The sequence below is a fragment of the Nocardia iowensis genome, from assembly GCF_019222765.1.
In the GTDB taxonomy this organism is placed as follows: domain Bacteria; phylum Actinomycetota; class Actinomycetes; order Mycobacteriales; family Mycobacteriaceae; genus Nocardia; species Nocardia iowensis.
Genome location: NZ_CP078145.1, coordinates 4,572,577 through 4,592,274, shown reverse-complemented (window position 1 = coordinate 4,592,274; position 19,698 = coordinate 4,572,577). Strand labels below are relative to the sequence as shown.

Genomic DNA, 19,698 nt, shown 5'->3' with positions numbered 1-19,698 from the left:
GAACGACCGGCGAGCTCACCGGCTCAGTCGCTGGAAGCGGCGCACCGCCAGCGGCAGAAAGACCACCGTGAGGATCAGCGGCCACGCCAGCGCCATCAGCAGCGCGTGCTGCTCGATCCAGGTGTCCCCGCTGCCGACCGGTGTGCCGAACAACTCGCGCGACGCCGCGACCGTGGACGAGATCGGATTCCACGACGCGATCGCCCCCAGCCAGCTCGGCATCAGTTGGGGCGCAACGAAAATGCTCGAGATCATCGTCAGCGGGAACGCCACCGCGAACAGGCCGCCCGCCGCCTCCGGGTTCGGCACCATCAGCCCGAGCCACACGCCGACCCAGATCAGCGCGAACCGCAGCCACAGCAGCAAACCGAACGCCGCGAGACCGCCGAGGATGCCACCGTCGGGCCGCCAGCCGATGGCCAGCGCGGTGAGCATCAGGATCGTCAACTCGGCGCAGGCGACGATCAGATCGGTGACACCGCGCCCCGACACCACCGCCGACGGGGACATCGGCATCGAACGGAACCGGTCGATGACGCCCTTGGTGGCGTCGTGCACGACCAGCGTCGCGGTATTGATGAAGCCGAAGGCCATCGTCATCGCGAACATGCCTGGCATCAGGAAGTCCCGATAGTCGCCGCCGCCGGGCACGGTCATCGCGCTGCCGAACACATACCCGTACAGCAGCACCGACAGGATCGGGAAGCCGAGCTGCCAGGCGATGTTCACCGGTTGGCGCTGATAGTGGGTCAGCCCGCGCCGCACCACATTCCAGCAATCCATGAGCGTCCAGTAGACGCGGGATCGGGTCTTCGCCGGGGTGAGATCCATGGTGGTCATCAGGCCGCTTCCTCCGTGCTCGTGCGGTGTCCGGTCAGGTGCAGGAAGACGTCGTCGAGACTGGGCCTGCGCAGCCCGATGTCCTCGACATTGACGCCTTCGTCCTGCAGGGTGCGCGCCACCTCGGTGAGGGCGGCCACGCGATCGGTGACGGGTGCGTGCACGCGCCGCTCCACCTCGTCGATATCGGGTTCGCCCACGCAGACCCGGGCCACCACCTTGGCGACCGCGGGCAGGTCGATCGCATCCACCGCGACGACCTCGATCAGGTCGGCCCCGATCGTGTTCTTCAACCCGTCGGGGGTGTCGTCGGCGATCGAGCGTCCGTGATCGATCACCGTGATCCTGGACGCGAGTTTGTCTGCCTCCTCCAGATACTGGGTGGTGAGCAGCACCGTGGTGCCGTCGGCGACCAAGGCCCGCACCGAATCCCACACCTCGCCGCGGCTGCGCGGATCCAGGCCGGTGGTCGGTTCGTCGAGGAACAGCACGTCGGGGGCGAGGATCATCGACGCCGCCAGGTCCAGCCTGCGCCGCATGCCGCCGCTGTACTTGCCGACCCCCTTGTCGCCGGCGTCGGTGAGGTCGAACCGGTCCAGCAGTTCGCGCGCCCGCCGCTTGGCCTCGGCATTGCCCAGATGAAAGAGCCTGCCGAACATCTCCAGGTTCTGCCTGCCGGTCAGCACCTCGTCGACCGCCGCGTACTGGCCGGTGAGTCCGATCCGCGCGCGGACCTGCCTGGGCTGCTTGGCCACGTCGAGCCCGGCCACGGTGGCGGAGCCGCGATCGAGCCGGATCAGGGTGGACAGGATGCGCACCGCCGTGGTCTTGCCCGCGCCGTTCGGTCCGAGCAGACCATGCACCGTGCCGCGCCGCACGGTCAGATCGAACCCGTCGAGGGCGCGCTTGTCCCCGTATCTCTTCTCGAGCCCCTCGGCGAAGACCGCGTAATCGTTCACTAATCACCCTCCGAATCGAACCTGCACCCGAAACTGGGTACGTTGTACCCGAATAAGAGTACAACGTACCCAGTTCTTTGGCCAAGCGATTATTCTGGCCATCATGACGAGCACGGAGGCCAGCGGAAGCGGTCAGATCACGCGCACCCTCGCGCTGCTGTGGGATTCCGGTCCGCGCCCGAGTCGAGGGCCGAAGCCCGGCCTGACCTTGGATCGGATCGCGGAGGCGGCGATCGAGGTGGCCGACAGCGAGGGGCTCGACGCGGTCACCATGCGCCGGGTCGCCACCCAGCTTGGCACCGGCACCATGTCGCTGTACCGCTACGTTCCCGGCAAGGCCGAACTGCTCGGGGTGATGCTGGATCGGGTGCAACGCCCGACCGGTGAGCCCGTACGCGGCGACGGCTGGCGGGGCGCGCTCGAGACGATGGCCTACGAGCAACTCGAACTCAACCGCCGCCACCCCTGGCTACTCCAGGTGAATCAGGCTCGCCCCGTGCTCGGCCCGAGCGCGGTCGAAGGGATGGAGGTGATGCTGTCCCGGATCCGGCCGATGGGCTTGCCCGATCGCGAGCTCGTCTCGGTGGTCATCATGATCAGCGGCTACGTCGACGGGGTCGCTCGCACACAGCTGTATCAGGAAGAGGTGGAACGCAAGACGGGCCTGACCGATGACGAATTCTGGGCGGCCCAGTACCCCGTCCTGGAGCGGGCACTGGCCAGCGGCCGCTACCCGGTGATGGCCTCACTGGCCGAGGACTCCTTCGATCGGGGCTTCGACCACTTCGGCTTCGGCCTGCAACGCATTCTCGACGGACTCGAACATTATGTCGCGCAACGGGATACGAAGTAGGGGCGCCGGGGAAGTAACAGCGGAGTCGCCAGGATGAGCAGGCCCGCGATCGCGATCGCGATGCGCAGGCCGGTGATGGCTGCCAGCAGTCCCCACAGGGCGGTCATGGCGGCGATGGTGGCGTTGCTGCTGATCGACCACGCCGACAGCGTGCGGGCGGCTCGCTCGACCGGCACCTGATCGAGCCGGACCGTGGCGAACACCGGGTTGAACACGCCCATGCAGGTGACCAGGCCGAACTGAACGGCAAGGACGAGCACGAGCCCGGCGGCGCCGGGGCCGACGAAGGCCAACCCGAGCGGCCAGACCGCGCGCAGCGTCCCGACGGTGCGCAGTACGTTGTGCTGTCCGAACCGGGCGACGAATCGGCGGGCCAGCCGTGCACCCATCAGGCCACCGAGGCAGGGCGCGCCGAATGCGATGCCGTACTGCCATGGCGCGAACCCGAGGTGGGCGAGCATGAGGACGGCGACCAGCGGCGAGCTCGCCATGATCAAGCCGTTGACCAGGATCGCGTTGCAGAACAACGGGCGCAGCGTCGGGTGGGTCAGGATGTAGCGCCACCCGTCGAGCAAATCGCCTGCGCGCAACCGTGATTCAGCGGTGCGCACGGGAGGTTGCTCGTCGGCGCCGATCGCGCGGATCCCCATTGCGGAGAGCAGGAAGCTGAGCGCATCGGCCACCACGGCCGTCACCGGGCCGAACAGCCCGATCGCGGCCGTGCCGAGCGGCGGTCCGAGCGCGGTGGCGGTCCACCTGGTCGCCTCGAATCGACCGTTGGCGACGAGCAGATCCGAGGACGGAACGAGCGTCTTGAGGAACGCGCCGCTCGCCGCGGCGAATGCGTTGCCCGCCGCGGCGACGACCACCGACACGACCAGGAGCTGACCGAAGCTCAGCCAGCCCAGCACGTACGCGACAGGAACACTGGCCAACGCCACGAATCGGGTCAGGTCCATCCCGATCATGACCGGCTGCTTGTGCCGGAACTCCACCCACGGGCCCAGTGGCACCGCCAGCGCCGCACCCACCGCCAGTCCCGCGGCGGCCAGCGCCGATACCTCGGCGGGCCCGGCGTGCAGTACCAGAATCGCGATGAGCGCGAACGCATCGAACGCCAGCCAGGTGCCGAACGTGCTCACCGCGTACGCGGCCCACAGCCACCCGAACTGGTGTCCCAGCGATCCGCCCGCACTCATGCCCAGCCTCGCAAAACTCGATCGAACAACCCGACGTTGACCAGCGATATCCAAACAAGCGGCTCGACTGCTGATCAAACAACCGTCTCACCGGCGAGCCACAACGATCAGTTGTGCGGCTAAGGTCTATCGCGTGGATCTCGATGCCGTACGCACCTTCGCCGCCGTCGCCGACGCGGGCCAGTTCCAAGAAGCGGCGGTGCAGCTGTCGATCACCCAGCAGGGCGTCTCCAAACGCATTGCCGCCCTGGAGAAACAGCTCGGGGTGCGCCTATTCACCCGCACCGCGCGCGGCGTCCGACTCACCGTCGACGGGCAGGCGTTCCTGCCCCATGCCCGCGATCTGCTGCGGGCCGCGGAGCGAGCAGCCGCGTCCGTGCGACCCGGCCGCCGCGCGTTGCGCGTCGACGTGATCGGCCGGCGGATCGCACCGGCACATCTGATGCGCGACTTCCACCGGGCCTATCCCGAGATCGAGCTGGACATCGTCGCTCTGCTCCAGGCCGACGAGGCGATCGCCGCCGTCCGCTCCGGCGAGGTCGATGCCTCCTTCCGCGCCGTCACCATGCCCGTCCGGCAGCTCCCGGACGGCATCGAGACCGTTCCCGTTCTCGACGAAGCCCACTACCTGCTCACCGGACCGAACCACAGGTTCGCCACCGCCCCGGCCGTCACGCTCACCGAGCTTGCCGGACAACGGATTTGGATGCCCGGCATCGCCACCGGAACCGAATGGGCCGCCTACTACGCCGAACTCGCCGCCGCATTCGGGCTCACCATCGACGCCACCGGCCCCAATTTCGGCACCGAGGCACTGCTGGACGTGATCGCCGATTCCTCGACGGTGGTGACCCTCGTCGGCGAGCAGGCTCGGCTCCTGTGGCCCGCACACTACGATCTGCGACGCATTCCCGTGCGTCACCCGACCCCGGTTTACCCGCACTCGCTGATCTGGCGCAGCGACAATCCGCACCCCGCCCTCACCACGCTCCGTAACTACCTCCGATCCCGGCAACACGACAGCGCGGACGGAGACACCTGGGGTTCCGGTTACGCGAAAACACCGGATAGTTAGGTGCCGTCAGGAATTCGCGCTGTGGTGGTCGACGAGCTTGGTCAGCAGCGCAGCCAGCTGCTTGCGTTGTGTCGCGGTAAGCGGGGTGAGGAGTTCGTTTTGCAGGCCGGTCAGCACGACATCGAGTTCACGCAGCCGCACGGTGCCCGATTCGGTCAGCGTGATGACGTTGCGCCGCTGGTCGTCGGGATCGGGGACGCGTTCGGCGTAGCCGTCGCGTTCGAGTTCGTTGAGCACCGCGACCATGTCACTGCGGTAGATGCCGGTACGCCGGCTCAGCTCGGCTTGGCTGGACGGCCCCCACTCGGCCAACGTGGCCAGTACCGCGTAGTGCCACTTGCGCGCGCCGATGCGGGCGAGGCCGGTCGACACCAGCCGATCGCCATGCGCCGCAGCCTGACTCAACAGCCGACTGGGCAGCGCGCGCAATCGGGGTGCCGGTGTGGTCATACACAGAGCATACCCACTTGCGTTAGTGCGACTAACGATCTAATTTGTTAGTCCAATAAACGTTCACCGCACTAACGAAAGAGGATCCACCATTCCCAGCAAGACACTCCAGATTCCCACCCCCGACGGCCGGGCCGACGCTTTCGCCGCCTTCCCCGACGATGGCCAGCGGCACCCGGCGGTGCTGCTGTACCCGGACGCCTTCGGCCCGCGGCCAGTGCTGGAGCGCATGGCCCGCGAACTGGCCGAGCACGGGTACTACGTGCTCGTCCCCAATCTCTTGTACCGGCACGGCGCGGCACCGGTGGTCGACCTTCCCGAGCACATCCGAGAAACGGCCCGACCCGCGATCACCGCTCAGTTGATGCCCTTGATCCAGGCGCACACCACCGAACGCATCCTGCGCGACGCCGACGCCTACCTCGAATTCCTCACCACCCAGCCCGAGGTCAGTGCCGGACCGGTGGCCGTGATCGGCTACTGCATCGGCGGCCTGCTGGCGATGCGCACCGCGGCGGCCCACCCCGGCCGGGTGGCCGCCGTCGCCGGATTCCACCCCGCCTTCCTGGTCACCGACGCACCCGACAGCCCGCACCGCCTCGTCTCCGACCTCACCGCCGAAGTCCACCTCGGCCTCGCCGAGGGCGACATGTCACCCGAGGCCATCGGCGAGCTCGAGCAGGCCCTCGATGCCGCGGGCGTCCGCTACACCTGCGAGATCTATCCCGACACCGTCCATGGATTCACCATGTCCGACACCGATGCCTTCAACCCCGCCGCGCTACAGCGCCACTGGGATCGGCTACTCCCCCTCCTCGGCCGCACCCTGACCAAAAGCTGAAGCTCTGGACTGCGCAGGCGGGTCGGCAGCGCAGTGACAGCGATCACAGGGCAGGACAGGGCTTTACTGAGCCTTTACCATGGCAGGCGGCCAGGTTATGTCGATCGAAAGGGATACACCATGAACGATCTGATCAAGACCCTCGCTCAAGACGTCAACTGGGACAAGTGGGTAGCCGCCAACTCCGAATCCGGGACCAAGGACGGCTGCATTTCCAAGGCAGGCTGTATCTCCAAGGCGGGCTGCATCTCCTAGTCGCGGTCTCCGGGCCGAGTCGCGTTCCAGGCCCGGCCCGGATGCCCCGGACATCATGGCCAACACTCCCGTCACGCGCCCCCTGCCGAGCGACTTCGTCGACGCGATCCGCGACATCCCCTTCTACCGGGAGCACGCGGCGGCGAATTCTTTCCCGATCATCACGAAATCCGATCTCGCCGAATCGTTCCCGGATTCGTTCCTGACGCCGCGGGTTAACGCTGCCCTGGAATCCGGTGCCGCACAGTACGTCTGGTCTACCGGAACGAATCATGCCCGCATGCAACTGATCCGGCCGCCACTGTTTCTGCTGAAGACCTACTACGCGGTATGGCGGGACCACCCGGAGATCGGTGACACTTTCGCCGCCGGTGTCCCGCGCATCTCCGTCACCACCCGGTTGGCGACCGATCACGTGGCACGGATCAACGAAGCCAAGGGTGGCACGCCGGCCGATATCGCACGGCGGTGGCTCGACGACCGGACCGTGTATGTCAATCAGGAGCTGGATCCGGCACGCTGGACTCCGGCGGCCGTCGATCGGATGCTGGCGGAGATCGATGCGGTGCGCACCGAAAGAGGTGACGGCCGTTATCATCTCGATTGCTCGTCCTACCATGCGGCCTATCTGCTGATGGCGGCAGGCGACCGGCTCGCGCAGCCGGTCAGCGCGATCCACGGCTACGAATTCACTCCGCGCAATGTCCGGCGTTTCCTCGCCGAACGGCTCGAATGCCCGGTGATCGAGCTGTTCGGTAGCACCGAGCTCGGATATCTGTATTACGGCGATACGCGGGGCCGCTACCACCCGCACCTCGGTGAGATGGAAGTCGAGCTCCAGCCGATTTCCGGCAGCCGTGGCATTCACAGCCTGGTCGTGTCGAGTATCCGCAACCCCTACATGCCGTTGATCCGGTACAACACCGGCGACTGCGTGCACACCCGGGACGGATCGTCGGATCCCCGCCAGATCGTGCGCTTCTGCGGCCGCGAGAAGGAACTGCTCGTCACCGACACCGCCATCACCTCGCAGGCCGAGCTCGACGATGTCATCGCCGAGATCAGCCCACAGGTGTTCGTTTATCAACTGCGCGTCGACGGTTCCCAGTCGCGGCTGGCCTACACCACCTTCGACGGCGCGGCACTCGATCGTGCTCGCGCCGACGAATTGGCCGACGCGGCAACGAAATTGACCGGATCGACCGTCACCGTCGCGCACCATACCCACATTCCGATCGGCAAGTCCGGCAAGTACGCCTGGCTGGTTCGATGAAGGAGCTCGCGGATGACCGAACAGCAGATTCTCGGCGACCTGTACGAGGAGACGGTCCGCTATGTGCGACAGCACAATCAGGTCGATGAGCCCACCGCCCGCGTCCAGGTCCGCGAGGCGGTGCGGTACCTGACGCTGGTCTCCGCGCACCGCGATGAACTCAGCGGACTGTTCCTCCCGGTCGAGCAGGCGATCGATGAAGTCTGGCACTACCTCATCCTGCAGACCCGGGAGTATGTCGACCTCTGCGAGAACCGGCTCCCCGGTGGCTATTTCATCCATCACCGGTCGATCTCCTACGACGACTACGGACAGCAGCAGCCCTCGCGCGAGGCCATGATCGAGCAATTCCTGCGGTGGATTCCGTTCTACAGCCGCAGATTCGGCGAGTTCGACGCCGACGGCGGCAGATGGTGGACGATGGTGCGCTTCCTGCACGAAGAGATGGGTTACAGCCTCAGCGAGATCTCGTCGCTAGCGCCCGCCGACGCGCCGACCGGCAGCTGATCGAAGACTGGCGATGATCACGATCGCCGCCAGCAGCACCTGCACGACGAGTACCACCACCATCGCGGTGCGATGCCCCGACGACTGCACGACCACACCGAACACGGTCCCCAGAACGGCTGTGCCCGTGGCGATCGAGACCTGTTGCGCGGTGAGCAGCACACCACCACCCATGCCCGCCAGCTCGGCGGGGACCAGCGCCAACAGGTGCGCGTTCATCGCGCCGAGGGTGATGCCCTGCCCGGTGCCGATCAACAACATCGCCACGCACATGAGCGGGGAACTCGCGACCGTCACCGCGACAGCCATGCCCGCCAGACCCGCACCTTGCACCGACGCGCCCAGCGCGATCGCGCCGACACCGAGCCGGCCACGTATCCGCGGGACCGCGAACGACGAAACCAGGAACCCCAGTGCCATCGGCGCGGTCAACGCGCCCGCGAGCAGCGGTGAATGCCCCAGACCCTCTTGCAACGTTTGCGGCAGCGCGTAAAGAAATCCCCCGGCACCGGCGAAGAAGGGCAACATCAGGACAAGGGCCCACCGCAGGTCGGGGTTGGCGAACATGCCCTGCGGGATCACCGCGGGCTTGGTCGTGCCCGCACGGCGCCGTTGCTGCGACAGCCACGCCGAGCCGACGACAACCGTCAGCACGGCCAAGGCGAGCACCGCGGGACCGAGGATCGACGACAACGACACTGTGAACAAGAACGACAGCACCGTCAGCGACAACAGCGCACCGCCGCGACCATCGATGTATTGCGCGAGATTCGGTTCGGTGTCCGGCACCATGCGTGGCAGCAGAATCAACGCGACGATGCCGACCGGAATGTTGATGATGAACAGCCACCGCCACGCATCGCCACCGATAACGTCGAGCAGCGCGCTACCACCGATGAGCCCGATCAGCGCGGAGATGCCACTCATCGACGAATACCAGCTGATCGCGCGCTCCCGGCGCTGCCCGGCACGGGCCGTGACCAAGCCCAGCACCTGGGGCATCACGAACCCCGCGCTGGCGCCCTGCAGTATTCGGCCGCCGACCAGTACCTCGAAAGTGGGTGCCGCACCGCAGATCGCCGAGGTGACAAGGAATCCGGCTACCGCCACCCACAGCACCCGGCGACGCCCGAAGCGGTCACCGACGCGACCGCCGAGGATCAGCAGCGACCCGAATCCGGCGAGATAACCGACCAGCACCAGACTCAGCAGCGCCGACCCCTGCGCGATGCCGAAGTCGCGCCGGATACCGGGTAGTGCCACACCGGCGATGAACGTGTCCATCATCGGAACGAACGCACACGCGAGGATCAGGAAGATGCCTGGCGTGCGCAACTCTCGATCATCGGGCGGGGACAACGAATTCCGGGTGCGCATGCTCGGCAAATATCTGCCCACCACGGTCACCGTGCCCGCACGTGCGGGGTGGCCGATCCCAGGGCCGCGGCGAGGTTGTCGAGTGCCGCATCGAGACCGTTCTTCGGCAACGGCGCACCATCGAACATGGTGATGTGCACCGTGTCGTCGATGAGCTCCCAGGTGCCGACGATGCGTCCGGCGACGACGACGATCGGTGAGATCCAGCCCGCGGTTCGGCTCACCTTCGCCCGGTGCTCCTGCGGCAGCAATGCGGTGTCCTTCGTGCCGGGGCCCAGGACGTACTGGTCGAAGGCGCCCAGCAGGTGCACCGACTTCGTCGGCTCGGTCGCGGCCAGTTCGTCGACGTGTTCGCTCAGCAGATAGCCGGTCCGACCTTCCACCTCGACCTCGGTCAGCGTGTCCCCCAGCTCCGAAAACCACCGGCGCAGCACGGTTTTGCGCAGGCTGCCGCGACTGAGCCAGGCGTCGAACGTCTCCGGGGTGCCCGGGCCGTATGCCCCCAGGTAGGCGGTGATCGCCAACGGTGCGGCGGCGTCGGGTTCCGGCAGGCCGGGCCAGTCTCTGACCTGCCGCGCCGGTGCGGCGAAGGTAATTTTGCTGCCGCGCGACGGTCCGTGGCAGATCGCGCCTTGCCAGGCAAGAGGTTTGAGCAGCGCACCCCAGCCGGAGCGCAGCTGCTCGCCGAGTCGATGGAAGGCGGCGTCTGCGGTCAGCGCGTCGACGAGTTCCTCGCGGGTGAGCGTGGCGCCGTCGAGGAGGTGGCGTACCTGCTCGGTCAGTGCCGCGACCTCCTCGGGTGACGCGCCGTAGTTGCGTTGCCACACCGGCTTTTCCCAGGTGCGGGCCGAGGCGAGTAGCGCAAGGCAGGCCGCGGCGAGTTCGGGGGTGAGTGCGTGCAGCGTGCCGCGCATCGCCCACGTCTTGATCAGCGTGCCCTCGGTCAATTCGCGCACCAGCGCACCCGGCGCCGGCGCCGAACTACGCAGCGCCACCGCCAGTTCCGCGGCCGAGGTGACCTGTGCCTGCACCCCGCCCAACCGGCCGACGATTTCGGACACGCTCGCCGCGCCCGAGGTGACGTACTGGCGCCGCAGCCGCCACGCGAAAACCTGGTCCCAGGTAAGGCGCACGGGTCCCCCTTCGATCTTCAGCCGAGCACAGCGCTGCAGAACGCTACCGTAGCCGCGGCCACCGCCAATCCGGTCACCGTTGTCGCGATCACCCCGAGCAGCGCGGTGCGCGTGGTCGCCCGCCGGATCGGGCTCACCGGGTCCACCAGCCGCTCGGCCCTGGCCAGCACCGCCGTCCCCGCGGCGCCCAGCGCGCCCGCCGGTACCGCCCCGGAAACGCCGAGGATCGCCAGCAACCCGCCGAGCAATGGTTCGGACCCGTGCTTGTCGGCCGCCTTGTCATCGGCACACATCTCCAGTAGCCGGGTAATTTCCGCGGCGCCCGCGGTGGCCAGGCGCAGACCGGGCAGCGTGGTCGCGATCGCGCGCAATACTGCGGTCAGCGGGGCGTGCCTGCCGGACAAGTGGGCGCGTTCGTGGGCCAGGACCGCGGCGAGCTGGTCCGGTGCCAGCGCGTCGAGGGCGGCGCTGGTGACGACGATGGTGTCGGGGCGTCCCGGCACGCAATAGGCTTGGCGCTGCGGCGAATCCAGCACCAGCGCGCCGAGACCGGGCACCCGGCGCCCGACCAGTCGCAGCGCCGTCGCGTGCGCGTGGGTGCGTCTGCGCATATCCCGCACCACCGCGACCGCCCGCGCCACCACCGCGGCGGTGCAGGTGGCGACCAGCGCGCCGACCGCGAAGGTGGCGGCCTTGGTCGCGCCGCTGCCGTCCTCGTGGATCGGGGTCCACATGATCGCGAAGCAGGCGCGCAGCGCCTCGTGCGGATGTCCCCAGTAGGTGGCGAACTCGACGGTCAGCATGGTCGCGGCCGCCGCCCACGCGCCGAGCGCGCCGATGATCGCGACGACCCAGGCGATGATGCCGAGCCGCGGGGCGTTGCCGCGCCGGGTCAGCCGGGTCAGCACCGGCGGGCCGAGCGTGGCCACCGTGCTGCCGTAGAGCATCAACGCGATCGCCAGCGTCACGGCGTGGCGTTCTCGGCGCCCGGTAGCGCGCCGGGCGTCTTGCGGGCGGTGAGCCTGCGTAGCGCGGCACGCAGACCGGCGGATTCCTCGGCGCTGATCCGGTCGACGAAGTGGCTGAGCACCAGATCGGAACGCCCGCCCGCACCGAGCGCCTCCAGCATGAGCCGGGCGCTGTGCTCCTCGCGGGTCAGCGTCGGCCAGTACCGGTATGCCTTGCCGGAGCGCTCGCGCGCCAGCCAACCCTTGCGGTGCAGATTGTCCATGGTGGACATGACGGTGGTGTAGGCGATGTCGCGTTGCGCGGACAGTTCGTCGAAGATTTCGCGAACCGTGGTGTCCTCCGCGTCCCGATCCCAGATGCGGTCCATGATCACCGCCTCCAGGTCTCCAAATCCGCGCAACGTACCGACTCCCTCATCCTGAACGTGCCGTGCTGTCGGGTCAGCGTACCGGTTAGTCCGGATTGCTACGTAGTCAAGCCGTAGATTTGGCCGGTTGCTCGGCGGATGTCGGTGGGCCATGCGAACATATGTTCGTGTCCGACGCACTCGCCTCCCGTCCGCGGATAGTGGCGCGGGCCGAGTCGTCCATCCTGCATGCCGACCTCGATTCGTTTTATGCCTCGGTCGAGCAGCGCGACAATCCGCGGTTGCGCGGCAAGCCGGTGATCGTCGGCGGCGGTGTGGTGCTCGCGGCCAGTTATGAGGCCAAGGCGTTCGGGGTGCGCACGCCGATGAACGGCGGGCAGGCGCGGCGGCTGTGCCCGCACGCGATCGTTGTGCCGCCGCGCATGTCGGCCTACGCGGAGGCGAGCAAGGCGGTATTCGAGGTCTTTCACAACACCACGCCCGTGGTCGAGGGCGTGTCGATCGATGAGGCGTTCCTCGATGTCGGCGGGCTGCGCCGGATCGCGGGTGAGCCGATCGGGATCGCCGAGCGACTGCGCGCCACGGTGCGCGATCAGGTCGGGCTGCCCATCTCGGTAGGCATCGCTCGCACCAAATTCCTCGCCAAGGTCGCCAGTGCCGTCGCCAAACCCGACGGCCTTCGCTTCGTCGCACCCGACGGCGAGCTCGACTTCCTGCACCCGCTGCCGATCGAAAGACTTTGGGGCGTCGGCGAAGTCACCGCCCGCACCCTGCACGACCACGGCATCACCCGGGTCGGCCAGCTCGCCGACCTCGGCGAAAGCCCGCTGCGCGCGATCCTCGGCCCTGCGGCCGCCCGCCACCTCTACGCCCTGTCCTGGGCGCGCGACCCGCGTCGCGTCGAAACCGGCGTGCGCCGCCGCTCCATCGGCGCCCAACGCGCCATCGGCCGCAAACCCCACCCACCCGACGAAATCGAGGCCTACCTGCACGGCCTCACCGACCGCCTGGGCCGCCGCCTCCGCGCCGCCGACCGAATCAGCCGAACAGTCGTGCTACGCATGCGTTTCGACGACTTCACCCGAGCCACCCGCTCGCACACCCTGCCCGAACCCACCGACCACACCGAAACCCTCCTCCACGCCGCCCGCACCCTCCTCGCCACCGCCATGCCCACCATCGAAGAACGCGGCCTGACCCTCATCGGCCTAGCCCTCACCAACCTCACCGACGCCACCCCCTACCAACTAACCCTCCCCTTCACCCCCCGCGCCACCAACACCCTCGACGCCACCCTCGACACCCTCCGTCACCGCTTCGGCTCCACCGCCATCACCCGAGCCGCCCTCCTCACCCGAGGCGAAGGCCTCTCCGTCCCCCTCCTCCCGGACTGATTCGGCCGATCGCAATCGCGTCCGAGGTGTGTCGGCCTCGAAAAGAACATTGTCGGAGGTTGATTCGATCAACCCGATGCCTAGGAAGCGGACTGCCCCTGCGCGGCGGCCAAGGCTTCTTCCTGGATGCGGGGGAACTGGGCGCCCATGGCTTCGGCGAGGGCTTGGGCGGCGGAGAGGGGGCGGACCATGACGGTGAAGGTGTCGATTTTGCCGTTGTCGTCGAAGTGCAGGAAGTCGCACCCGTTCACGGTTTTGCCGTTGACGGTGGCTTCGAAGACGAGGGCGTGGTCGCGGCCGTCGGCGTCGACGATTTCGCGCAGGTAATGGAAGTCCTCGAAGACGCGCATGACGCCGCGCAGGATGGCGGCGGTGATGGGCTTGCCCGGATAGGGCTTGAAAGCGACGGGGCTGGTGAACACGACGTCGTCGGCGAGCAGCGACTCGAGCGCGTCGAAATCCCGGTTCTCGACGGCTTCACGGAACGTGGTCATGCCAGCACCTCGCATATGCAACTAGTTGAATAGGGTCTGACGCGAGCGTAACCCAGAATCACCGTTGCGTGCCAGCTGACGGGCATGACGGCACAGGACGACCTCCGCCGACGGGCGGTCGCCGGCGGAGGTGCTGAGCCCCGCCCTATTCCATCTTCACCGGGATCTTGCGGGCGGTGCTGCTGGATTCGCCCATCCGGATGCGCACGGTGAGGATCCCGTTCGCATAGGTCGCGGCGATGTCGTCGTCGCGGGCGCCGACCGGCAGTGCGACGGTGCGCATGAACGATCCGTAGCGGAACTCCGAGTACCCGCCCTCCGAACGCCGCTCACTGCGCTCGGCTTTGATCGTCAGTCGCCCATCGTGCACGGAGACCTCGAGGTCTTTGTCCGGATCGATCCCGGGAATCTCCGCACGCACCACGTGATAGTGGTCGTCGTCCGGCGTCTCCTCCACCCGCAGGTTGCTACCCGACCCCGAGCCGACGAACGGCACCAACTTGCGCACGAAATCGCCGATACCGGCCAGGGGCGAACGGGACTGCTGTGACACAGGAAGCTGACTCATGATTCCTCCTGAAGTCGGCTGCTGACCAGGACAATTGTACCGAAATCAGCGAGATCGTTTGGGTCGCTTGTCCATCAGGCGCAGGATCAGCGGCGTGAAGATGAGCTGCATGGCCAACTCCATCTTGCCGCCGGGCACCACGATGCAATTCGGACGCGACATGAACGAGTCGTGCAGCATCGACAGCAGGTACGGGAAGTCGATCACCTTCGGATCGGCGAAGCGAATGACGACGAAACTCTCGTCGGCGGTCGGAATGCTGCGGGCGATGAACGGGTTCGACGTGTCCACGGTCGGCACCCGCTGGAAGTTGACATAGGTGTGCGAGAACTGCGGGCAGATGTATTTCACGTAGTCGGGCATCCGGCGCAGGATCGTATCGATGACCGCCTCGCTGGAGTACCCGCGCTCGGTCTTGTCCCGGATCACCTTCTGGATCCATTCGAGGTTGACGATCGGCACCACGCCGACCAGCAGATCCGCATACCGCGCGACATTCACGCTGTCGGTCACCGCGGCACCGTGCAGTCCCTCGTAGAACAGCAGATCACTGCCGGGTGCCAGATCCTCCCACGGCGTGAACGTGCCCGCGGGCTGCCCGTAAGGCTTGGCCTCGAACTCGTCGTGCAGGTATCTGCGCACCGAACCGACCCCGGTCTCACCGTACTCGCGGAACAACGTCTCCAGCTCCGCGAGCAGATTCGCCTCCTCCCCGAAATGCGAGAAGGTGAGGTTGCGATGCTGTTCGGCCTCGGCCATCGCGAGCTTCATCTCGTTGCGGTCGTACCGGTGGAACGAATCCCCCTCCACGACAACCGCATTGATCCCCTCACGCCGAAATATCTCCTGAAAGGTCCTGGTGACGCTGGTCGTTCCCGCACCGGAGGATCCGGTGATCGCGACGACGGGATGCTTGACCGACATGACACCTCCTCGATTACCGGACAACAGAACTCAGTGCGGCGCCGGACGAAACAGCGACCGGGACCCGAACAACGAACTGTCGAAGCTGGGCCCGGCCTCGGGCTCGCGGTGGTAGCGCTCGATCCGCTCGACCTCGTTGCGCGAGCCGAAGATCAACGGCACCTGGTGATGCACGTGCTCGGGCGGCACCTCGAGCACCCGCTCGCCACCGGTGCTCGCCCACCCACCCGCCTGCTCGACGATGAACGCGACCGGGTTGGCGCCATAGAGCAACGACACCCGCCCCGGCCGCACCGGCGGACGGTTGTCGTGCGGATACAGATAGACCCCGCCGCGGGTCAGAATGTGGAAGGTGTCCGCGACCAGCGACGCGACCCAGCGCATATTGAAGTCGCGCCCGCGCGGCCCCTCAACACCGTCGAGGCATTCGTGCACATACCTGCGCACCGGCCGCTCCCAGAACCGCTCGTTGGCGGCGTTGATCGCGAAACCCGAGGTGTCATCCGGGATCCGCATCCGCGGATGGGTGAGCACGAACGCGCCGATCTCCCGATCCAGGGTGAACCCGTCGACGCCACTGCCGGTGGTGAGCACCAGCATCGTCGCGGGCCCGTACAGCGTGAATCCGGCACACACCTGGCGCACACCGCGTTGCAGGAAGTCCTCGGCGGCAGGCGCGCCGTCGTCGCGCTCCGGTGACCGCAGCACGCTGAATATCGTTCCGACGGGCAGATTTACGTCGATATTGGAGGATCCGTCCAGCGGATCGAAGGCCAGCAGGTACTTCCCGCGCCGGTGTGCGTCGGGCACCGGATGAATGGTCGGCATCTGCTCCGACAACAGTGCCGACAGATGCCCGGTCCACTGGGTCTCGGCCACCATGATGTCGTTGGCGATGGCGTCGAGCTTGCGGTGCACCGTCGGCGGCAGATTGTCCGGCTCCGAGGCGCCGAGCGAGCCGACGATGGCGCCCCTGGTCACCTGGTTGGCGATGATTTTCGTCGCGGTCGCCACCACATTCACCAGGGCGGAGAACTCACCGGACGATCCGGGGTGCCGGTGTTCCTCCTCGATCGTGTAGCGGGTGAGCGTCTTCAGTCCTTCTGGCATGGGCGTCTCGATCTCGTCACGCCGGGGCCCGCGCGCTTGGCCCGTCCCGCGGTTCGGTGCTGTCGGTGAACACGCTGCTGCCGTAGACATCCTGGTCGGTCAGCGTGATCAGGTCGGTCTTGGTCAGTGGTCGCCGCAGTTCCACCAGCCGTTTTGCCTGCCGCAGTCGGCACCGGTCCAGTGCGTTGCGCACGCTGCGCGCGTTGGAGAACCGCGGCCTGGTCATCCGCAATGCCAGGTATTCGGCGAAGGCGGCCTGCGCGGGTTCGTCGAAGCGGAAGTTCTCCCGCGCCACCATGAGTTCGGCGATGCCGAGCAGTTCGGCGTGGGTGTAGTCGGCGAACTCGAGATGGTGGGCGACCCGTGAGGACAGGCCCGGATTGGCGGAGAAGAAGCGCTCCATCCGATCCGGATAGCCCGCGAAGATCACCACCAGGCTGGCCCGCTCACTTTCCATCTCCTGCAACAGGATTTCGATCACCTCCTGCCCGTAGTCCCGCTCGTTCTCCGGGCGGAACAGGTAGTAGGCCTCATCGATGAACAGCACCCCGCCCGCCGCCTTGGCCAGCGCCTCCTTGGTCTTCGGCGCGGTGTGCCCGATGAACTGTCCGACCAGATCGTCACGGGTGACGGTGTGCACCTTGGGCTTTCGAATGTAACCCAGTGCGTGCAGCATCTCCGCCATCCGCAGCGCCACGGTCGTTTTGCCGGTGCCAGGCCCGCCGGTGAAGCTCATGTGCATGGTGGGCCGGGACGCGCTCAAGCCGAACCGTTGCCGGGCCCGATCGATGAGCAGCAGCGCGGCGATCTCCCGCACCCGGCGCTTCACATTCGCCAGGCCGACGAGTTCGGCGTCGAGCCTGGTCAACGTGTCCTCGACGTCGTTGCCCGCGATATCTGTCGAAAGATCCAGCAGCGCACCATCATCCAGGATCTCGACCGCGTCCTCGGCAGGCTCGGCACGCACCGGCCTGCCGTCCCCGGTGCCGGGGCGGTGCAGTCGGAAACCGTTGGCCTCAGCCGCCATACCGCTGCCCCTGGCGTTTGTCGGTAGCGTAGGAGTGCAGGCCGTACTTCTGCTGGCGATCCGGCCCCTCCAGGCGGGTCAGGCCGAAACCGGGTTCGTCGGCCGGGCGCTGCACCAGGAAACTCAGCGCCGTGGTCTGCCTGCCGAAGCGGGCGTCGTAGGCCAGCACCCGGACGTAGTGGCGGGGAAAGGTCGCCCGGCAGGCATTGATCTCGGCGAGCACACCGTCGGGCTCGTCCAGATCGAACAGCGGCAGCCCCCACATCTCCCAGTAGGCGTTACGGGGATGCGGGTCGTCGGTGTATTCGATCGACACCGGCCAGCTGTTGAGCAGCGCGTAGCGCACCTGGGCGGCGATCTCCGCATCGGTGAGCTCCGGCAGATAGGAGAAAGTTCCGTGACGCAGATACATGGCGGTGCTCCAAGGGATTTCAGCGGGTCGCGGTCGGCACCGCGTCAGGGGCGTCGGTGGAGGTGTACTCGAAGGTGACATCGCCCCAGGTCGCCAACGCCACCTCGAGCGGACGGCAGATCTCGGCCGCCTTGCGCAACACCTCCGGGCCCTCCTTCAACAGATCACGACCTTCGTTGCGCGCCTTGACAACTGCTTCCAACGCGACCCGATTCGCCTCGGCCCCCGCCGCGATTCCCAGCGGGTGTCCGATGGTGCCGCCACCGAACTGCAGGACCACGTCGTCGCCGAAAAGATCCAGCAGTTGGTGCATCTGACCGGCGTGGATACCGCCGGAGGCCACCGGCATCACGCCCGGCAGGCTCGCCCAGTGCTGGTCGAAGAAGATGCCGTTGCCCGGGTTGGCGGGAATGTGGTTCTCCCGCAACGTGTCATAGAAACCCCTAGTTGTCGCCGGATCACCCTCGAGCTTGCCGACCACCGTGCCCGCGTGCACGTGATCGACGCCGATCAGCCTGCACCACTTGGCCAGCACCCGGAAGCTCACGCCGTGCGTCTTCTGCCGGGTGAAGGTGGAATGCCCGGCGCGGTGCAGGTGCAGCAGCACCCCGTTGCGCCGCGCCCAGTGCGACATCGACTGCATGGCCGTGTATCCCACGGTCAGATCCATCATGATCACGACACTGCCCAGTTCCTTGGCGAACTCGGCGCGCTCGTACATGTCCTCCATGGTCGCCGCGGTGACATTCAGATAATGGCCCTTGATCTCGCCGGTGTCGGCCACGGCGCGGTTGACGCCCTCCATGGCGAACAGGTAGCGGTCACGCCACCGCATGAACGGCTGGGAATTGATGTTCTCATCGTCCTTGGTGAAATCCAGGCCGCCCTTGCACGCTTCATAGATCACCCGGCCGTAGTTGCGGGCCGACAGACCGAGTTTCGGTTTCACCGTCGCACCGAGCAGCGGCCTGCCGTATTTGTTCAGATATTCGCGTTCCATCACCGTGCCGTGCGGCGGGCCTTGGAAGGTTTTCACGTAGGCGACCGGAATCCGCATGTCCTCCAAGCGCAATGCCAGCAGCGGCTTGAAACCGAACACGTTGCCGATGACCGAGGATGTCAGGTTGGTGATCGATCCCTCCTCGAACAGGTCGAGATCGTAAGCGACATAGGCGAAATACTCACCCGGCCGACCCGGTACCTCGTCGACCCGGTAGCACTTGGCCTGATACTTCGAGTGCGCGGTCAATCGGTCGGTCCACACCACCGTCCACGTCGCCGTGGACGATTCACCCGCCACTGCGGCCGCCGCCTCGATCGGATCCACCCCCGGCTGCGGGGTCACCCGGAAAACGGCCAGCACATCGGTATCCGACGGCTGATAGTCCGGCGCGTAATATCCCATCGACGCATACGATTGAACACCCGGATCCCACCGGTCCCGCTCGGTCTCTTCGGCCATCGTTCCTCCTGGCAGTCATTACGGCGGGACGCCCGTGCCCGGGAAGGGATTGCGCGCCTTGCGAATTCCAGGATGACGGCAGCGTGCACAACAAACAATTTGATTGTTCCTGCGAAAACTCAACCGAATAGTCAGGTTTCGTGCTTCGCGGAATGGGGTAAGAAGACCCCCGGGCAGTGGAAAACTTCCTGACCCGCCGCGAACACCTC

The 19,698-nt window shown here is 66.8% G+C and carries 22 protein-coding genes; 7 read left to right on the top strand and 15 right to left on the bottom strand.

What is annotated here, in order from left to right; all coding sequences use genetic code 11:
- Nucleotides 1-15: 15 nt before the first annotated feature.
- Nucleotides 16-840 (bottom strand): ABC transporter permease, encoded by an 825-nt coding sequence (locus KV110_RS21200; protein ID WP_218469023.1) that lies wholly within the window; start codon nt 838-840, stop codon nt 16-18.
- Nucleotides 840-1,799, bottom strand: a complete 960-nt coding sequence (locus tag KV110_RS21195; RefSeq protein WP_218469022.1) for an ATP-binding cassette domain-containing protein — start codon at nt 1,797-1,799, stop codon at nt 840-842. The genes KV110_RS21200 and KV110_RS21195 overlap by 1 nt, the downstream gene beginning before the upstream one ends.
- A gap of 103 nt (nt 1,800-1,902) precedes the next feature.
- Between KV110_RS21195 and KV110_RS21190 the strand changes: the two genes are divergently transcribed.
- On the top strand, nt 1,903-2,652 hold the full coding sequence (locus KV110_RS21190) for a TetR/AcrR family transcriptional regulator (protein ID WP_218469021.1): 750 nt from the start codon (nt 1,903-1,905) through the stop codon (nt 2,650-2,652).
- Here the strand turns inward: KV110_RS21190 and KV110_RS21185 are convergent.
- Nucleotides 2,625-3,851 carry an MFS transporter gene (locus tag KV110_RS21185; RefSeq protein WP_218469020.1) on the bottom strand — a complete coding sequence of 409 codons (1,227 nt, stop codon included), beginning with the start codon at nt 3,849-3,851 and terminating at the stop codon, nt 2,625-2,627. The genes KV110_RS21190 and KV110_RS21185 overlap by 28 nt on opposite strands.
- Before the next feature lie 133 nt (nt 3,852-3,984).
- On the opposite strand from KV110_RS21185, the gene KV110_RS21180 reads away from it, so the two are divergent.
- Complete coding sequence (locus KV110_RS21180; protein WP_218469019.1) at nt 3,985-4,926, top strand: LysR family transcriptional regulator; 942 nt, start codon at nt 3,985-3,987, stop codon at nt 4,924-4,926.
- 6 nt (nt 4,927-4,932) lie between these two features.
- On the opposite strand, the gene KV110_RS21175 is transcribed toward KV110_RS21180, so the two are convergent.
- On the bottom strand, nt 4,933-5,376 hold the full coding sequence (locus KV110_RS21175; protein ID WP_218469018.1) for a MarR family winged helix-turn-helix transcriptional regulator: 444 nt from the start codon (nt 5,374-5,376) through the stop codon (nt 4,933-4,935).
- Nucleotides 5,377-5,431: 55 nt separating this feature from the next.
- On the opposite strand from KV110_RS21175, the gene KV110_RS21170 reads away from it, so the two are divergent.
- The 4 genes from KV110_RS21170 to KV110_RS21160 all read left to right on the top strand — a co-directional run bounded on the left by KV110_RS21170 (nt 5,432) and on the right by KV110_RS21160 (nt 8,252).
- A complete protein-coding gene (locus tag KV110_RS21170) occupies nt 5,432-6,217 on the top strand; it encodes a dienelactone hydrolase family protein (protein WP_343224199.1) in 786 nt (261 codons plus the stop codon).
- A gap of 120 nt (nt 6,218-6,337) precedes the next feature.
- The gene (locus KV110_RS41835) at nt 6,338-6,472 is read left to right on the top strand and encodes a hypothetical protein (protein ID WP_281427663.1); all 135 of its coding nucleotides are present in this window, start codon (nt 6,338-6,340) and stop codon (nt 6,470-6,472) included.
- Nucleotides 6,473-6,527: 55 nt separating this feature from the next.
- A complete protein-coding gene (locus KV110_RS21165; protein WP_218469017.1) occupies nt 6,528-7,745 on the top strand; it encodes a hypothetical protein in 1,218 nt (405 codons plus the stop codon).
- A 12-nt stretch (nt 7,746-7,757) separates the two neighbouring features.
- The gene (locus KV110_RS21160) at nt 7,758-8,252 is read left to right on the top strand and encodes a glycine-rich domain-containing protein (RefSeq protein WP_218469016.1); all 495 of its coding nucleotides are present in this window, start codon (nt 7,758-7,760) and stop codon (nt 8,250-8,252) included.
- Here KV110_RS21160 and KV110_RS21155 read toward each other — a convergent pair.
- The 4 genes from KV110_RS21155 to KV110_RS21140 are packed head-to-tail and all read right to left on the bottom strand — an operon-like array spanning nt 8,220 to nt 12,131.
- Nucleotides 8,220-9,650, bottom strand: a complete 1,431-nt coding sequence (locus KV110_RS21155) for an MFS transporter (RefSeq protein WP_218469015.1) — start codon at nt 9,648-9,650, stop codon at nt 8,220-8,222. The two genes, KV110_RS21160 and KV110_RS21155, sit on opposite strands and share 33 nt — an antisense overlap.
- A gap of 5 nt (nt 9,651-9,655) precedes the next feature.
- The gene (locus tag KV110_RS21150; protein WP_218469014.1) at nt 9,656-10,762 is read right to left on the bottom strand and encodes a winged helix DNA-binding domain-containing protein; all 1,107 of its coding nucleotides are present in this window, start codon (nt 10,760-10,762) and stop codon (nt 9,656-9,658) included.
- A 17-nt stretch (nt 10,763-10,779) separates the two neighbouring features.
- The gene (locus KV110_RS21145; protein ID WP_218469013.1) at nt 10,780-11,730 is read right to left on the bottom strand and encodes a M56 family metallopeptidase; all 951 of its coding nucleotides are present in this window, start codon (nt 11,728-11,730) and stop codon (nt 10,780-10,782) included.
- The gene (locus tag KV110_RS21140; protein ID WP_281427662.1) at nt 11,727-12,131 is read right to left on the bottom strand and encodes a BlaI/MecI/CopY family transcriptional regulator; all 405 of its coding nucleotides are present in this window, start codon (nt 12,129-12,131) and stop codon (nt 11,727-11,729) included. Before KV110_RS21140 ends, KV110_RS21145 begins: the two co-directional genes overlap by 4 nt.
- A 128-nt stretch (nt 12,132-12,259) precedes the next feature.
- On the opposite strand from KV110_RS21140, the gene dinB reads away from it, so the two are divergent.
- Complete coding sequence (gene dinB / locus KV110_RS21135; RefSeq protein WP_218469011.1) at nt 12,260-13,492, top strand: DNA polymerase IV; 1,233 nt, start codon at nt 12,260-12,262, stop codon at nt 13,490-13,492.
- Nucleotides 13,493-13,572: 80 nt separating this feature from the next.
- Here the strand turns inward: dinB and KV110_RS21130 are convergent, their stop codons facing one another.
- From KV110_RS21130 to KV110_RS21100, 7 genes are all read right to left on the bottom strand, one after another.
- The gene (locus KV110_RS21130) at nt 13,573-13,986 is read right to left on the bottom strand and encodes a nuclear transport factor 2 family protein (protein ID WP_218469010.1); all 414 of its coding nucleotides are present in this window, start codon (nt 13,984-13,986) and stop codon (nt 13,573-13,575) included.
- A 145-nt stretch (nt 13,987-14,131) separates the two neighbouring features.
- A complete protein-coding gene (locus KV110_RS21125; RefSeq protein WP_218469009.1) occupies nt 14,132-14,554 on the bottom strand; it encodes an Hsp20/alpha crystallin family protein in 423 nt (140 codons plus the stop codon).
- Nucleotides 14,555-14,599: 45 nt separating this feature from the next.
- The gene (locus KV110_RS21120; RefSeq protein ID WP_218469008.1) at nt 14,600-15,478 is read right to left on the bottom strand and encodes a phosphoribulokinase; all 879 of its coding nucleotides are present in this window, start codon (nt 15,476-15,478) and stop codon (nt 14,600-14,602) included.
- 30 nt (nt 15,479-15,508) lie between these two features.
- Entirely contained in the window at nt 15,509-16,588 is a 1,080-nt protein-coding gene (locus KV110_RS21115) for a class 1 fructose-bisphosphatase (protein ID WP_218469007.1), read from the bottom strand.
- 16 nt (nt 16,589-16,604) lie between these two features.
- Nucleotides 16,605-17,615, bottom strand: coding sequence for an AAA family ATPase (locus KV110_RS21110; RefSeq protein ID WP_218469006.1), 1,011 nt, complete (start codon nt 17,613-17,615; stop codon nt 16,605-16,607).
- Nucleotides 17,605-18,027 carry a ribulose bisphosphate carboxylase small subunit gene (locus KV110_RS21105; RefSeq protein ID WP_218469005.1) on the bottom strand — a complete coding sequence of 141 codons (423 nt, stop codon included), beginning with the start codon at nt 18,025-18,027 and terminating at the stop codon, nt 17,605-17,607. Before KV110_RS21105 ends, KV110_RS21110 begins: the two co-directional genes overlap by 11 nt.
- 19 nt (nt 18,028-18,046) lie before the next feature.
- Entirely contained in the window at nt 18,047-19,489 is a 1,443-nt protein-coding gene (locus KV110_RS21100) for a form I ribulose bisphosphate carboxylase large subunit (protein WP_218469004.1), read from the bottom strand.
- Nucleotides 19,490-19,698 lie beyond the last annotated feature (209 nt).

What these genes read in the sequence shown, in the direction of transcription:
- KV110_RS21115 (WP_218469007.1), bottom strand. Translation starts at nt 16,588, where the DNA reads ATGCCAGAAGGACTGAAGACGCTCACCCGCTACACGATCGAGGAGGAA.
- KV110_RS21200 (WP_218469023.1), bottom strand. Translation starts at nt 840, where the DNA reads ATGACCACCATGGATCTCACCCCGGCGAAGACCCGATCCCGCGTCTAC.
- KV110_RS21185 (WP_218469020.1), bottom strand. Translation starts at nt 3,851, where the DNA reads ATGAGTGCGGGCGGATCGCTGGGACACCAGTTCGGGTGGCTGTGGGCC.
- KV110_RS21165 (WP_218469017.1), top strand. Translation starts at nt 6,528, where the DNA reads ATGGCCAACACTCCCGTCACGCGCCCCCTGCCGAGCGACTTCGTCGAC.
- dinB (WP_218469011.1), top strand. Translation starts at nt 12,260, where the DNA reads ATGTTCGTGTCCGACGCACTCGCCTCCCGTCCGCGGATAGTGGCGCGG.
- KV110_RS41835 (WP_281427663.1), top strand. Translation starts at nt 6,338, where the DNA reads ATGAACGATCTGATCAAGACCCTCGCTCAAGACGTCAACTGGGACAAG.
- KV110_RS21130 (WP_218469010.1), bottom strand. Translation starts at nt 13,986, where the DNA reads ATGACCACGTTCCGTGAAGCCGTCGAGAACCGGGATTTCGACGCGCTC.
- KV110_RS21100 (WP_218469004.1), bottom strand. Translation starts at nt 19,489, where the DNA reads ATGGCCGAAGAGACCGAGCGGGACCGGTGGGATCCGGGTGTTCAATCG.
- KV110_RS21120 (WP_218469008.1), bottom strand. Translation starts at nt 15,478, where the DNA reads ATGTCGGTCAAGCATCCCGTCGTCGCGATCACCGGATCCTCCGGTGCG.
- KV110_RS21175 (WP_218469018.1), bottom strand. Translation starts at nt 5,376, where the DNA reads ATGACCACACCGGCACCCCGATTGCGCGCGCTGCCCAGTCGGCTGTTG.
- KV110_RS21105 (WP_218469005.1), bottom strand. Translation starts at nt 18,027, where the DNA reads ATGTATCTGCGTCACGGAACTTTCTCCTATCTGCCGGAGCTCACCGAT.
- KV110_RS21160 (WP_218469016.1), top strand. Translation starts at nt 7,758, where the DNA reads ATGACCGAACAGCAGATTCTCGGCGACCTGTACGAGGAGACGGTCCGC.
- KV110_RS21190 (WP_218469021.1), top strand. Translation starts at nt 1,903, where the DNA reads ATGACGAGCACGGAGGCCAGCGGAAGCGGTCAGATCACGCGCACCCTC.
- KV110_RS21110 (WP_218469006.1), bottom strand. Translation starts at nt 17,615, where the DNA reads ATGGCGGCTGAGGCCAACGGTTTCCGACTGCACCGCCCCGGCACCGGG.
- KV110_RS21125 (WP_218469009.1), bottom strand. Translation starts at nt 14,554, where the DNA reads ATGAGTCAGCTTCCTGTGTCACAGCAGTCCCGTTCGCCCCTGGCCGGT.